Genomic DNA, 13,108 nt, shown 5'->3' on the forward strand with positions numbered 1-13,108 from the left:
CGATGGGCGGCTCTGCATCTCCCGTCGTACCGCCATTCCCGGCAGATGCGGGAGCGACGGACTCCACGGACGGATCGTCGTCTTCCGGCGCGGTTTCAGCAGACAGCGCGGCTTCGGCGGATGCGTTTCCGGACGACGGCATCGCGCTGAAGGGCGAGGCGATGCTGGCGCGGGCGCGGCAGGTGATCCGCATGGAGGCGCAGGCGGTCGCGGCGCTCGAGGAGCGGATCGACGCGAGCTTCGCGGGCGCGGTGGAGCTGATCCTGGCGTCGCCGGGCCGAGTGATCGTGTCCGGGGTAGGAAAGAGCGGCATCATCGCACGGAAGATCGCGGCGACGCTCACCTCCACCGGCACGCCCGCGGGCTTCCTCCACCCGGTGGAGGCGCTGCACGGCGACCTGGGGATGGTGGGCCGCGACGACGTGGCGATCCTGCTCAGCAAGAGCGGCGAGAGCGAGGAGCTTCGCGGCCTGGTCGAATACCTGGGCCGCATGGGCGTGGGCGTGGTGGCGATGACGGGGCGGCGCGGCTCGTCGCTCGGGCGCAACGCGCGCTTCGTGCTGGACTGCTCGGTCGCCGAGGAGGCGTGCCCGCACGACCTGGCGCCCACCTCGTCCACCACCGCCGCGCTGGCGATGGGCGACGCACTCGCCGTCGCCCTGCTGCTGCGCCGCGGCTTCGGACGCGACGACTTCGCGCGATTCCACCCCGGCGGCACGCTGGGACGCCGCCTGCTGCTGCGGGTGGGCGACGTGATGGAGACCGAGTCGCTGCCAGTGCTTCCGCCACACGCGACCATGCGCGAGTGCGTGGTCCTCCTCGCCGAGCGCCGCGGCACCGTGGCCGTGGCGGACGACGAACGGCGGCTGCTGGGCGTTGTGACCACGGGCGACCTGACGCGCCTGATGGAGCGGGAAGAACACTTTTTCCCTGTCGCCGTATCGGAAGTGATGACCACACAGCCCCGCCACACCGCTCCCGACGAGCTTGCCGCCACCGCCGTGGGCGTGATGGAGCGCCACGGCATCATGGCGCTTCCCGTTCTGGACGCCGCCGGCCGCGTCGTGGGCATGGCGCACCTGCACGACCTGATGCGCGCCGGGGCGGTGTGAAGATGCGGATTCCGAAGATGCGCATCTCCCGTGTCATCTCCGTCCTCGCCGCCGCCGCGCTGCTGGGCGCGTGCAAGCAGAAGCCGACGCCGCCCACCGCGGTCGCCGGCGCCGAGGTGGGCGCGGACATGATCATCTACGGCCTGCGCCACAAGGTGACGACCGACGGGGTGCGCAAGGCCGACCTGTACGGCGACACGGCGGTCACCAAGCCCAACAGCACCACGTGGGACCTGAAGGGCGTGCGCCTCTCGTTCTTCGACGAGAACGGCAAGCAGACCGGGGCGCTCACCTCGCGCACGGGCCAGTACGACGTGCAGACGGGGATGATGATCGCGCGCGGCAACGCGGTGCTGGTGCTGCAGAACGGACCCAAGGGCCCGCGCACCATCCGCACCGACGAGCTTCACTACGAGCAGAAGGCCGACCGCATCTGGAGCGAGAAGGCGACCAGCATGGAAGAGGCGGGGCAGACGTACCGCGGCACCAGCTTCACCTCCGACACGCACTTCCAGAACGTGACCGTGAAGCAGCTCAGCACCAGCAACATCCAGACGAAGGGCGGGGGGGTCACCTTCTGATGCGCATGCGCTCCGCCGTGCTCGCGGCTCTCGCCCTCCTGCTCCCCGCGCACGCGGCGGCGCAGGACCGGCTGTGCCGCGTGGTGGAGTCGCGCCAGGCGGTGTCCACCGGCGTGCAGCCCAGCGTGGTGGCCTACATCTCCGGCCCGCTGCTGGTGGTCTGCACGCAGGGCGAGCAGCTGCGGGCGGACAGCGCGGTGGTGTACCAGGCGGCCAACGAGGTGCAGCTCTTCGGGCGGGTGGACTTCCAGGACCCCACGCGCTCGCTCACGTCGAACAACGCCACGTACAACTCGCAGACGGGCCGCCTGTACGCCACCGGCAACGTGGTGTTCACCGACAAGGAGCGGGGATCGACTCTCCGCGGTCCGGAGCTGGAATACTACCGGGCGATGGCGGGCCGGCCGGACGCGCAGATGATCGCGCCGCAGCGCCCGCACCTCACGCTGGTGCCCAAGGCGTCTCCCGGCCAGGCGCGCCGCGACCCGCTGGAGGTGGACGGCGACCGGGTGACCACCATCGGCAACAAGTACATGACGGCCGAGGGCAACGCCGTGATCCGCGGCAAGAACCTGGACGCCCGCTCGGCCGAGGCGTTCTACGATGCGGACCAGGAGCGCCTGGAGCTGCGCCGCGACGCCAAGGTGAAGGGCGAGAAGTTCGACCTCTCCGGCGACTTCGTGGAGGCGCAGCTGCGCGAGGGGAAGATCCAGCGCGTGCTCTCCCGCAACGACGCGCACCTCGTGAGCGAGAAGCTGCGGGTGGACGGTCCGCTCATCACGCTCTTCTTCGCGGACGAGCTGCTGCAGCGCCTCGTCGCGGGCTCCGGCGCGACTGCAGGCCCCGGCTCGGCCGTCGCCGCGGCGCCGTCGGCTTCCGCTCCGGCGACTCCGCCCTTGGCGGGCCAGCCCGTCTCGCCCCCGGCCGTCCGTCCTCCGACGCCGGCTCCGGCCACGGCGCCCGCCGCGGGATCCGGCGTTGCGCAGGTCGCGTCCGCCCAGCAGCGCCCGGCGGCGAACGCGACCGGGTTCCACCTGGACGCGGACTCCATTGAGGCGATCCTGCCCGCGCAGCAGCTCCAGCGCGTGATCGCCATCGGCAGGGCGCACGGGGAGCAGTGGGACACGGCGCAGACGCGGGCGGATTCCGTCCGCCGCGCTGGCGTGGCGCGCGACTCCGCCCGCGCGGCGTCGCGCGACTCGGTCAACGCACGCAACGCACGCGGACGGCCGCGCACGGCGGGCCGCGACACGGCGGCGGCGCGCCAGCCCGCGGACTCCGCGGCGGTCGTGCGTGCGCTTGCCGTACGCGACCGCGACGTCATCGACGCCGACACCATCATCGGCTTCTTCGTGCAGGTCGACACCGCGAAGGCGCGGCCGCGGGCCCCCGCCGACACGACGAAGCGGCCCGAGCCGAAGACGGAGCTGGACCGCATGCTGGCGATGGGTTCGGCCCACGCGCTGTACCGCATGCGCGAGAAGGACGCGAACGGGCAGCCCAAGGAGCCGGGGCTCAACTACGTGATCGGCGACACCATAGACCTCACGTTCCAGTCCGGAGAGATCGACGTGGCGCACGTGCTGGGCTTGCAGCGTGGGATCTACCTGGGCCCCACGCCGCCCGCGAAGGCCGACTCCGCCGCGGCGGACAGCGCGGCCGCGCGGCGCACCGCCAACGGCGCCCGTCCCGCCGGCACTCCGCCCCGCCGCACGCCGGCTCGCGCGCCGGGAACGCCGGCCTCCCCGCCGGCCACGCCGCCGCCGGCCCTTCCCGCCAAGCGCCCATGAGCGACCGCGCCCGCCTGGAAGAGCTGGCCGCCCGCACCCCCGCGGCCGACGTGAGCACCCTTATCGCCCTGCGCGCGCTGGTGTCTCGCGCCGACGCGGGCGGCGTGGTGGACCGCGCGACGTGGCTCACGGCGCTGCGCGAGGAGTACCGCCGCTGGTACGACTCCGCCGCGGGGCACGACGGCGCGCCCGGGACGGGCCAGCTCGCCGTCTTCCCCGAAGCGGACACGCTGCGCTACCTGGACGAGTGCGTGGTCCGCCACTTCTCGGCAGACGGCGTGATCGAGCCCGTGTCGTCCAATGGCGGTGCGGGAGTGCGGCCGGACCGCGAGCACGTGGGATGGGACGCGGTGCGCCTCGCCCCGTGGGCCCTCGCCGGCGACGGAGACCGCGACGAGGCGCTGTCCGTCCTCGACCGCCGCATCCGCGCGATCCTGAACGACCGCCATCGCCCCGCCGGCGCGCCGCACGTCACACCCCCCGCCGCGATCTCGGCGGCCGCGCATCCACCGACCGACACACATCTCCCCGTGGACGCGCATCTGCCGACCGCCGAGCATCACCCGTCCGACGCTCATCCGTCGATAGATGGCTATTCATCCGCCGACGCGGATTTGTCGTCCGCCTACTCGTCGGACGATGCGTATCATCCGTCCGAGACCACCGCGCTCGCCGGCGGAGACGCGGCTGCCGAGACGCTGGTGGCGGGCGAGGCGTTCCACGACGAGGCGCATGCGGAGGCGTCCACTGGCGCGGGCGCTCCGGCTACGGTATCGGTTCAGCACGGGCAGGGCGAGGTGGCCGTGGGCGGCGACACGCTGCGGGCGACCGGGCTGGTGAAGATCTACCGCAAGCGGCGCGTGGTGAACGACGTGGACCTGCACGTCTCGCAGGGCGAGATCGTGGGCCTGCTAGGTCCCAACGGGGCGGGGAAGACCACCTCGTTCTACATGATGGTGGGCCTTATCGCGCCGGACCGCGGCAAGGTGAGCCTGGGCGAGCGCGACCTGACCGGCGTGCCGATGTACCGCCGGGCGCGCGCCGGCATCGGCTACCTCTCGCAGGAGCCCTCCATCTTCCGCAAGCTGACGGTGGAGGAGAACGTCCTGGCCGTGCTGCAGATGCTCAGCCTCTCCAAGGCCGAGCAGCGCGCCCGCCTGGAGCAGCTGCTCGACGAGCTGAGCATCAAACATCTGCGCAAGTCGTACGCGTATGCGCTCTCGGGCGGCGAGCGGCGGCGGCTGGAGATCACGCGGGCGCTCGTGGGCCGGCCCAAGTTCATGCTGCTCGACGAGCCGTTCGCGGGCGTGGACCCCATCGCCGTGCACGACATCCAGCAGATCGTGGCCAGCTTGCGGGAGCGCAACATCGGGGTGCTGATCTCGGACCACAACGTGGAGCAGACGCTCGACATCGTGGACCGGGCCTACATCATGTACGACGGGAAGGTGCGCGTGTCCGGCACCGTCTCGGAGCTGGTCTGGAACGACGAGGTGGCCGAGATCTACCTGGGCCCCACGCTGACCGCACGGATGCGGGAGAGGTATTCCAATCCTGGACAGGAATAAAGCCGTATGAAGACGGGCCTCTATCAGGGAACGACCCTCAAGCAGGAGATGAAGATCAATCCGCGCCTGTACCAGGCGATGGATCTCCTGTACATGCCCCTCCTGGACCTGCAGCAGCACCTGAAGCAGGAGCTCCTCAACAACCCCTTCCTCGACATGGTGGAGGGCGAGGTCGAGGAGATGGTGGAGAAGGAGGAGAAGGAAGAGAAGGACGACGACGAGATCGACTGGGAAGAGATCCTGCTGAACGGCTTCGAGACCGGCGGCCGGCGCGAGGAGTACGAAGAGCGCGAGTACTACGAGCCGGTGTCGGTGGCCACGCGCGAGCTGGGCGACCACCTGCACGACCAGCTCACGCTGCTGCGCATGAGTGACCGCGAGCTGCTGCTGGGCGAGGAGCTGATCGGCAACGTGAGCGACGAGGGCTACCTCGTGTGCCCCCTCCCCGAGATCGTCACGCGGCTCAACGAGTTCCTGGAGGACAGCGGCGAGGAGTGGTCGCAGGGCAGCGGCGACCTGCGCCCGTACACCCAGGACGAGGCCGACCGCATGCTGCGGGTGATCCAGGCCTTCGACCCGGCTGGCATCGCCGCGCGCGACCTGCGCGAGTGCATCCTGCTCCAGCTGCGCGACTCGGTCGTGCAGGAGCTGGTGAAGAGCGAGGGCGAAGGGGAGCCGCCGGAAGAGGAGGTGCAGGCGCGCCTGGCCGGCAGCCTCGCGTACCGCATCGTGGACGAGTACTTCGAGCAGCTCATCAACCACCGCTGGTCCGAGATCTCGAAGGAGCTCTCCATCACGCCGCGCGACGTGCAGAACGCGGCCGACGAGGTGGCGAAGCTGGATCCCAAGCCGGGGCTCAAGTACAGCAACCACGGCGACAACTACATCATCCCCGACCTGATCGTGGAGAAGATCGACGGCGAGTACCTGGTCTTCCTGAACGACACGTCGCTGCCGCGCCTGAAGCTGTCGCGCACCTACCGCGAGATCGCAAAGGACAAGAAGAAGTTCGCGGGCGAGAACAAGGAGTTCATCTCCAACAAGCTCAACTCGGCGAACTGGATGATCCAGGCCATCGAGCAGCGCCGGCAGACCATGCTGAAGGTGATGAACTTCATCGTGGACCGGCAGCGCGACTTCTTCGAGAAGGGCGTGCAGTTCCTCAAGCCGCTCACGCTGCGCGAGGTGGCCGAGGTGATCGACATGCACGAATCGACCGTGTCGCGCGTGACCAACGAGAAGTACGTGCAGACGCCGCGCGGCGTGTTCCCGCTCAAGTTCTTCTTCTCGTCCGGCCTGTCCACGACCAGCGGCGAGGACGTCTCCGCCCGCGGCATCAAGGCGCAGATCGAGAAGCTGGTCTCGGACGAGGAGGCGGGGCACCCGCTCACCGACCAGGCCATCGTGAACATCCTCAAGGACGAGGGCATCCAGATCGCGCGCCGCACGGTGGCGAAGTACCGCGACCAGCTGGGCATCCTCTCCGCCCGCATGCGCAAGCGCGTGTGAGCCAGCCCTCCGCCCTCCTCTCGCCGGACCGCCCCCCGCACGCCGCGGGGGGTGGCTCGCTTGCGCCCGTGGTCCCGGAGGCGCTCCGCCGCGACTTCGCCGTCCTAGTGCCCGCCTTCGACGAGGTGGACAACATCCCGGCGCTCTTCCGCGAGCTGCGGGAGACGTTCGCGCGCCATGGGCTAGCGGGCGAGATCATCCTGGTCGACGACGGCAGCAAGGACGGCACGTTCGAGGCCGCGCTTCGCGAGTCCGCCGGCATGGAGCGCGTGAAGGTCCTGCGCCATCGCCGCAACCGCGGGAAGACGGAGGCGATGGTCACCGGCGCGCACGCGGCCGAGGCGGAGTACCTGGTCCTCTTCGACGCCGACCTCCAGCACTCACCCGAGGAGATCCCGCGCTTCCTGGCGAAGCTGGGCGAGGGCTGGGACATCGTGACCGGCCGCAAGGTGGGCCAGTACGAGAAGCGCGCGGTCAGCTCCGTCTACAACCGCCTGTCGCAGTCGCTGTTCGCCGTGCCGGTGCGCGACCTGAACAGCATGAAGGCGTTCCGGACCGAGATCCTGCGCGAGATTCCGCTGCGGCACGACTGGCACCGCTTCTTCGTCGTCCTCGCCCACGCGGAAGGCTACAGCGTGAGCGAGATCGACGTCGAGCTGTTCCCGCGGCGGGCGGGCGTGGCCAAGTACAGCGGCCGCAGCCGTGTCCTCGTGGGCGTGGGCGACCTGGTCGTCGTCTGGTTCTACCTGAAGTTCAGCCGCAAGCCCATGCAGTTCTTCGGCGGCACCGGGCTGGCGATGATCTTCCTGGGCCTGCTCGTGGGCCTCGTCACCGTCGTGCTGCGCGTGGGGGGATGGATGCCGCCCTTCGGCTACCGGCCGCTGCTCACGCTGGTGGCGCTGCTGGAGACGGTGGGCTTCCTGCTGTTCGGCTTCGGTTTCATCGCCGAGCTGATCGCCACGCTGCGCGCCGAGATCGACGACCTGCGCCGCATCTCTACCCGCTGAGGCGGACGGCTTCCTCCGGCCCGCCCCACTGAACCCGATCGGCAGACTGATGCTCGGCAACACCGACCGCGACTGGAAGAGCTACGGCAAGAACGACCCGTACTACGGCGTGCTCAGCGACGACGGCTACAGCCGCGGGCGCATGGACGACGAGGCGCGCCGCCGCTTCTTCGAGTCCGGCGCCGCGCACGTCGATTCCATCTTCGCCGAGCTGAGGTCGCAGACCGGCGTGGATCCCGCCCCCGCCCGCGCGCTGGACTTCGGCTGCGGCGTGGGCCGCCTCACCATCCCGCTCGCCGGTAGATGCGGCGAGGTCGTCGGCGTCGACATCTCCGAGGCGATGCTGGCGGAAGCCTCGCGCAACGCATCCGCCGCGGGCGTCACGAACGCGGAGTTCGTCATCTCGGACGACGCGCTTTCGGCGGCGGAGGGGAGCTTCGACCTGGTCCACTCGTTCATCGTCTTCCAGCACATCTCGCCCGCGCGCGGCGTCCGCATCTTCGCGGCGATGCTGGAGAAGCTGCGGCCAGGGGGCCTGGGCGTGGTGCACTTCACCTACGCCAAGGACCTGCCGCCGGTGCGGCGCATCGCGTACGGCGCGCGCAGGCACCTGCCGTTCGCGAACCGCGCCGCCAACCTGGTCCGCGGCCGCCCCGCCGACGCCGCGTTCATCCAGATGAACGACTACGACCTGAACCGCATCTTCGGGATGCTCCAGGACCACGGCTGCGGCCGCATCTCCGTGCGCCTCACCGACCACGGCGGCTTCCGCGGCGCCGTGCTCTTCTTCCAGCGCGTGGATTTGCCGTCGCTGTAGAGGCAGCGCGGTGATGGGATCGAGAAGCATCGAGTCGCCAGCGAGTGGTCGCGGGAAGCCGCAGAGTCGCGGTAAATCTTTCCCCCGCAAGCAGTTCCCCCCTCTCCCGCTTGCGGAGGAGGGGCAGGGGGAGGGGGCACCCTTCAGCACGCGACCCATTCCAGCACCACGTCTTCAAAAACCACGAAGCCCCCGACCATCAAGGCCGGGGGCTTCGTCGTCCATCGCCGCTGTCGTCCGCCTTACTCCCCGCTCTTGCTCTCCACCATCTGCGGGAGGGTGACGAGATCCTTGATCTTCAGCTTGCGTTCGCCACGGGGAAGCTGGAGCGACACCTGGTCGCCCTTCTTCTTGCCCATCAGCGTCTGCCCCAGAGGGGACGCCACGGAGATCTGCCCGCCGTCCAGGTCGATGTAGTCGCCGAAGACGAGCGTGTACGTCTCCTCGTCGCGCGTGCGCATGTCCACCACCGTCACGCGCGACCCGAAGCCCACGCGGTCCGCCGGCACGTCGGTGAGGTCGATCTTCGACAGCTCGCCGGCGCGCTTGGTGAGCTGGTTGAGCCGAGCCTGCACGAACTGCTGCCGCTCGAGCGCCGACTTGTATTCGCTGTTCTCCTTCAGGTCACCGTGCTCCACGGCCTTCTGGATTGCGCGCGGAAGGGTGACCTGCAGCTCGTGCGTGAGCGTCTCGATCTCTTCCGCGAGCTTGTTCTTCAGTTCTTCGAGCATCTTATGGCAGCCGTGACCGAATGATTTTCGGAGGAAACTTCGACGTCCTTTCTTGGCCCGCAATGTAACCGCGCGCCGCCACCCAGCGCCACCTTCACGCGTCGCGCCGCCGGGCTCCGCCTCTCCGCGAACACCGGTTCCCGACGTGCGGGCAGATGCGCGGCGGCTGCGTACGAGCCGACGCTCACGCGGGGCATGGTCAACGCACAGGACGGGAGATAAGTTGTGCGCCGAGACCGATCAATGCGGCGCTGCCTCTGCGGCTGCGCGCCAGTCCACTCCCTGCGCCTGTCCCGATGCACAAGAACAGCCGTCTGCTCTTCCAGAAGTACGCGAAGCCTTACTTCACCCCGCAGAGCAGGGTGCTGGAGATCGGGCCCGACGCCGACCCGTCCACCTACCGTGGCCTGGTGGAGGTGGAAGGGCCCGTGGCGCAGTGGGACACGCTGGATTTCGCCGCGCGCACTGACGTCCCGCTCACGTACCGATCGACGTCCGACTACACGTTTCCGGTGCCGGACGCGTCGTACGACATCGTGTACTCGGCCCAGGTGATCGAGCACGTGAAGAAGATCTGGGTGTGGATGCGCGAGCTGGCGCGCGTGTGCAAACCGGGCGGGCTGGTGATCACCATCAATCCGGTGAGCTGGCACTACCACGAGTCGCCGGTGGACTGCTGGCGCATCTACCCCGAAGGCATGCGCGCCCTGAGCGACGACGCGGGCCTGGAGGTGCTGCTCTCGGAGTGGGGGAGCGTGGAGATGGAAGGGATCGAGGCGAAGATGCCGCGCCTGCTCCGCAAGCAGCAGGTCTGGCAGCGCCTCTCCGGCGTCCTGGGCATGGTGAACGCCGTCACCAAGCTGCCAGTGGAAGCGGCGTACGACACCGTCACCGTCGCGCGGAAGCCGGTGTAGCAGTCCTAAGGAGCCTGCGGTGTCCACGGCTGCAGCGGGAGAGCCCCTGCATCGAATCGATGCAGGGGCTCTCCCGCGTGCGATACAAGGGCGGACTAGGGCAACAGGTACCCGAACCGCTGGGGAGCGTTGCCCCAGCAGTATGCAACCGATTCCTGCGTGATCCCACAGGTGGAACCGCCGCCAGCGTAGATCGATGCGAAGGTGAGCCCTCCGGAAACCGCGGTGGGCGCATAGGCGGTCACGACGCTGGACACGCCCAGCCCCCTGTATCCCCAGCAATACGCCCTGCCATCGGGCCCCAGTCCGCAAGTGTTGCTCTCGCCCGCCGCCACCGCGGTGAACGACAGCCCGAGGGCAACCGGCGCAGGCTCCGAGACCACCGGTGGCGGATCGTTCCCGGTCCCCACCTGACCGTAGAGGTCCTCGCCCCAGCAATACGCGGCGCCAGCGGCGACGCCGCAGACGTGCGCGTCACCCGCGCTGAGCGAGCTGAAGCTGAGCGTTCCGGCTACGCGCGTCGGAACGTAGCGGATGAGTGGAAGGTTGCCGCTCCCCAACTGGCTGTGCGCGTTGTCGCCCCAGCAGTACGCGATTCCGCCGCTGGCCAGCGCGCAGTCGTAGCGGTAGCCCGCGGTCAAGGCCGTGAAGGTCAGCCCTGGCGCCGACACCTGCACCGGCACGAGGCTGTGGTCGATCGTGTTTCCGACGCCGAGCTGGCCGCCGTAGTTGTTGCCCCAGCAGTAGACCTTCCCGTCGGTGGTGAGGCCGCAAGCGTGGTACTGGCCCACGGCTACCGAGGCGAACCGCAGCCCTCCCACGACGGGAGCGGGGACGAACGATGAGGATGAAGCCCCCGTCCCCAGCTGGCCCGCCTCGCCCAGACCCCAGCAATACGCCGCCCCGTCTGTCGCCACCGCGCATGTCGTCTGCGAGCGAACGCTCAGATCCTTGTACGACCGTCCGCCGGATACAGCAATGGGATACTGCGACTGGGCAATGGCGCCGGCGCCGAGCTGTCCGTGCGGGTTCTGCCCCCAACAGTACACTTGTCCACTCGTCGACAGGGCACACGTGTGCATCTCTCCGAAGGCAAACTTCGCCACCGGAAAGGTGGAGTAGGTCGTCACCCTGGTGGAGTCGCGCAGGGCACCTGACGCAACCGTGATCGTGGCGCGCCCTTCGGAAACCAGGGTCACCAGCCCGGTGGAGCTGACCTTCGCGACGGCGGAGTCGCTGGTAGCCCATTGCAGGCCGCTCGCGGGAATGGCGTTCCCGTACGTGTCGATCGCCGCCGAGGTGAGCTGGCGGGTGGCGCCCACGGTGAGGATGACCGTGTCGGGAGTGAGGCTGAGCAGCGCGGCTGGGCCGGCGGTCGCCGTCACGGTGAAGTCCGCGTTCACCGGTCCGGTGCCGGTGGTGATCGTGGCGTGTGCCGTCTGCTGGCCCACGGCGGTGCCCAGCACCCACGATGCGCGGGCGTGGCCACTCGCGTCCGTCACCGCCACCGCGGGCGAGACGGACCCGGCGGAAGCCGTCCAGCGCACCTCCGCGTTGGGCACGCCGCGCCCCTTGCCGTCGACGACCTCCACCTCGAGAGGCGTCGTGATCGTGCTTCCGACGACCGCCGAGGTGGGCGCGCCGGTGACGATCACGACGCTGGCCGGAACGGGGGGCGGCTCTGGGGCGTCGGGGCTGCTACAGCCTGCCAGCATTGCGAACAGTGCGAGCATTGCAGCCACCAGCACAGAGCACGAAGAGTGTCGCATCGGTGCACGAGGGGAAGGGGAGAGGCGGGCTGAGGAAGCGACGGCCGAGGGGCGCGCGACACGTCGGTCGCGCGCCCACACCGACCCCACGCTACGGCAAAGTGCGCCCAACGCGCACCGGGACGGCGGTGTCTGTCTTGGACCCGTTGCCGATCTGCGCGCTCACGTTGGAGCCCCAGCAGTAGACGGAGCCCAGCGCGGTGACGCCGCAGGTGCTGCGGTTCCCCGTGGCGATGGACGCGAAGCTCAGCCCGGTGGTGACGGGCACGGGGATGGAGTACGAGGTGTGACTTCCTTCGCCGAGTTGCCCGGCCACGTTCTCGCCCCAGCAATACGGCTTGCCGGCGGCCGCCAGCGCACATGAATGGAACCCCCCGCGTCCTTCCGCGGCCGTGAACGAGAAGCCACCGGTGACGGCAACGGGGGCGACCCTTGCGAACCCGGTTGCGCCGTCGCCGAGCTGGCCGTTGCTGTCGCTGCCCCAGCAGTAGACGCCGCCCGACGCTACGGTGCCGCACGAGTGGCGATTGCCCGACGTCACGGAGGTGAAAGCAAGGTGCCGCGCCACGAGCGTGGGAACGGAGCGCGTGAGCGTGGTGCTGTCGCCGACCTGCGCCTCGCTGTTGTCTCCCCAGCAGTACGCGATGCCCCCGGTGGCCGTGGCGCAGGTGTGAAGGCTGCCGGCACTGACCGAGGTGAACGTCACGCCGGGAGCGCTCACCAAAAGCGGAACGCTGCTCCCGGAGGTGCCGCCGCCCACGCCCAGCTGCCCGTAGCCGTTGGCACCCCAGCAGTAGATCTTGCCGTCGGCCGTGAGCCCGCACGCGTGGTACCCGCCCACGCTAACGGCGGCGAAATGGAGACCTCCGGCTACGGGGCTCGGCGCAGACTGCGTGAGGTAGTTGCCGTTCCCCAGCTGGCCGTCGGAGTTCAGTCCCCAGCAGTAGGCGGAGCCGTCCAAGGCAAGGGCGCAGGTGTCGTGCGCGTGCACGCTGACGGCCTTGAAGCTGAGGCCGCCCGACACGGGGAGCGGCACCGTCGACTCGCTGATCAGCGGGACACCTAGCTGTCCGTACATGTTGAGACCCCAGCAGTAGGCCTTGGAGTCGACCCCCAGGGCACAGGTGTGGAATCCCCCGATGCTGACGGACCTGGCCGCGAGCGCGTCGATCGTGCTGAGGGTGGAGGTTGCCGACGAAGCGCCGGCGTGCGCGGTGAACGTCGCGTGCCCCGCCGCTTTCAAGGTAACCACCCCGGCGGCGCTGATGGTCGCGATGGACGCATCCGAGCTCGTCCATCCTGCGTCCGAG

General features: G+C 69.5%; 11 protein-coding genes. 8 read left to right on the forward strand and 3 right to left on the reverse strand.

Annotation, left to right across the window (positions count from 1 at the left end; genetic code table 11):
* From VFE05_12355 to VFE05_12385, 7 genes are all read left to right on the forward strand, one after another.
* The coding region (locus tag VFE05_12355; protein HET6230856.1) for a KpsF/GutQ family sugar-phosphate isomerase at nucleotides 1-1,112 on the forward strand (1,112 nt) is incomplete at its 5' end.
* A gap of 17 nt (nucleotides 1,113-1,129) precedes the next feature.
* Entirely contained in the window at nucleotides 1,130-1,693 is a 564-nt protein-coding gene (gene lptC / locus VFE05_12360; protein ID HET6230857.1) for an LPS export ABC transporter periplasmic protein LptC, read from the forward strand.
* Nucleotides 1,693-3,483: an LptA/OstA family protein gene (locus VFE05_12365; GenBank protein ID HET6230858.1), complete on the forward strand. Its 1,791-nt coding sequence runs from the start codon at nucleotides 1,693-1,695 to the stop codon at nucleotides 3,481-3,483. The genes lptC and VFE05_12365 overlap by 1 nt, the downstream gene beginning before the upstream one ends.
* Nucleotides 3,480-5,051: an LPS export ABC transporter ATP-binding protein gene (gene lptB, locus VFE05_12370; GenBank protein HET6230859.1), complete on the forward strand. Its 1,572-nt coding sequence runs from the start codon at nucleotides 3,480-3,482 to the stop codon at nucleotides 5,049-5,051. Before VFE05_12365 ends, lptB begins: the two co-directional genes overlap by 4 nt.
* A 6-nt stretch (nucleotides 5,052-5,057) precedes the next feature.
* A complete protein-coding gene (gene rpoN / locus VFE05_12375; protein ID HET6230860.1) occupies nucleotides 5,058-6,560 on the forward strand; it encodes an RNA polymerase factor sigma-54 in 1,503 nt (500 codons plus the stop codon).
* Nucleotides 6,557-7,567, forward strand: a complete 1,011-nt coding sequence (locus tag VFE05_12380) for a glycosyltransferase family 2 protein (protein ID HET6230861.1) — start codon at nucleotides 6,557-6,559, stop codon at nucleotides 7,565-7,567. The genes rpoN and VFE05_12380 overlap by 4 nt, the downstream gene beginning before the upstream one ends.
* A 49-nt stretch (nucleotides 7,568-7,616) precedes the next feature.
* Nucleotides 7,617-8,384 carry a class I SAM-dependent methyltransferase gene (locus VFE05_12385; protein HET6230862.1) on the forward strand — a complete coding sequence of 256 codons (768 nt, stop codon included), beginning with the start codon at nucleotides 7,617-7,619 and terminating at the stop codon, nucleotides 8,382-8,384.
* A 242-nt stretch (nucleotides 8,385-8,626) separates the two neighbouring features.
* Here VFE05_12385 and VFE05_12390 read toward each other — a convergent pair whose 3' ends face one another.
* The gene (locus VFE05_12390; protein HET6230863.1) at nucleotides 8,627-9,115 is read right to left on the reverse strand and encodes a GreA/GreB family elongation factor; all 489 of its coding nucleotides are present in this window, start codon (nucleotides 9,113-9,115) and stop codon (nucleotides 8,627-8,629) included.
* Between the two features lie 296 nt (nucleotides 9,116-9,411).
* Here VFE05_12390 and VFE05_12395 point away from each other — a divergent pair, with 296 nt between their 5' ends.
* Nucleotides 9,412-10,029: a methyltransferase domain-containing protein gene (locus tag VFE05_12395; protein ID HET6230864.1), complete on the forward strand. Its 618-nt coding sequence runs from the start codon at nucleotides 9,412-9,414 to the stop codon at nucleotides 10,027-10,029.
* Nucleotides 10,030-10,124: 95 nt separating this feature from the next.
* On the opposite strand, the gene VFE05_12400 is transcribed toward VFE05_12395, so the two are convergent.
* The gene (locus tag VFE05_12400; GenBank protein HET6230865.1) at nucleotides 10,125-11,621 is read right to left on the reverse strand and encodes an Ig-like domain-containing protein; all 1,497 of its coding nucleotides are present in this window, start codon (nucleotides 11,619-11,621) and stop codon (nucleotides 10,125-10,127) included.
* A 268-nt stretch (nucleotides 11,622-11,889) separates the two neighbouring features.
* Nucleotides 11,890-13,050, reverse strand: coding sequence for a hypothetical protein (locus tag VFE05_12405; protein HET6230866.1), 1,161 nt, complete (start codon nucleotides 13,048-13,050; stop codon nucleotides 11,890-11,892).
* Between the last annotated feature and the right edge of the window lie 58 nt (nucleotides 13,051-13,108).

Source organism: Longimicrobiaceae bacterium, assembly GCA_035696245.1.
GTDB lineage: Bacteria > Gemmatimonadota > Gemmatimonadetes > Longimicrobiales > Longimicrobiaceae > DASRQW01.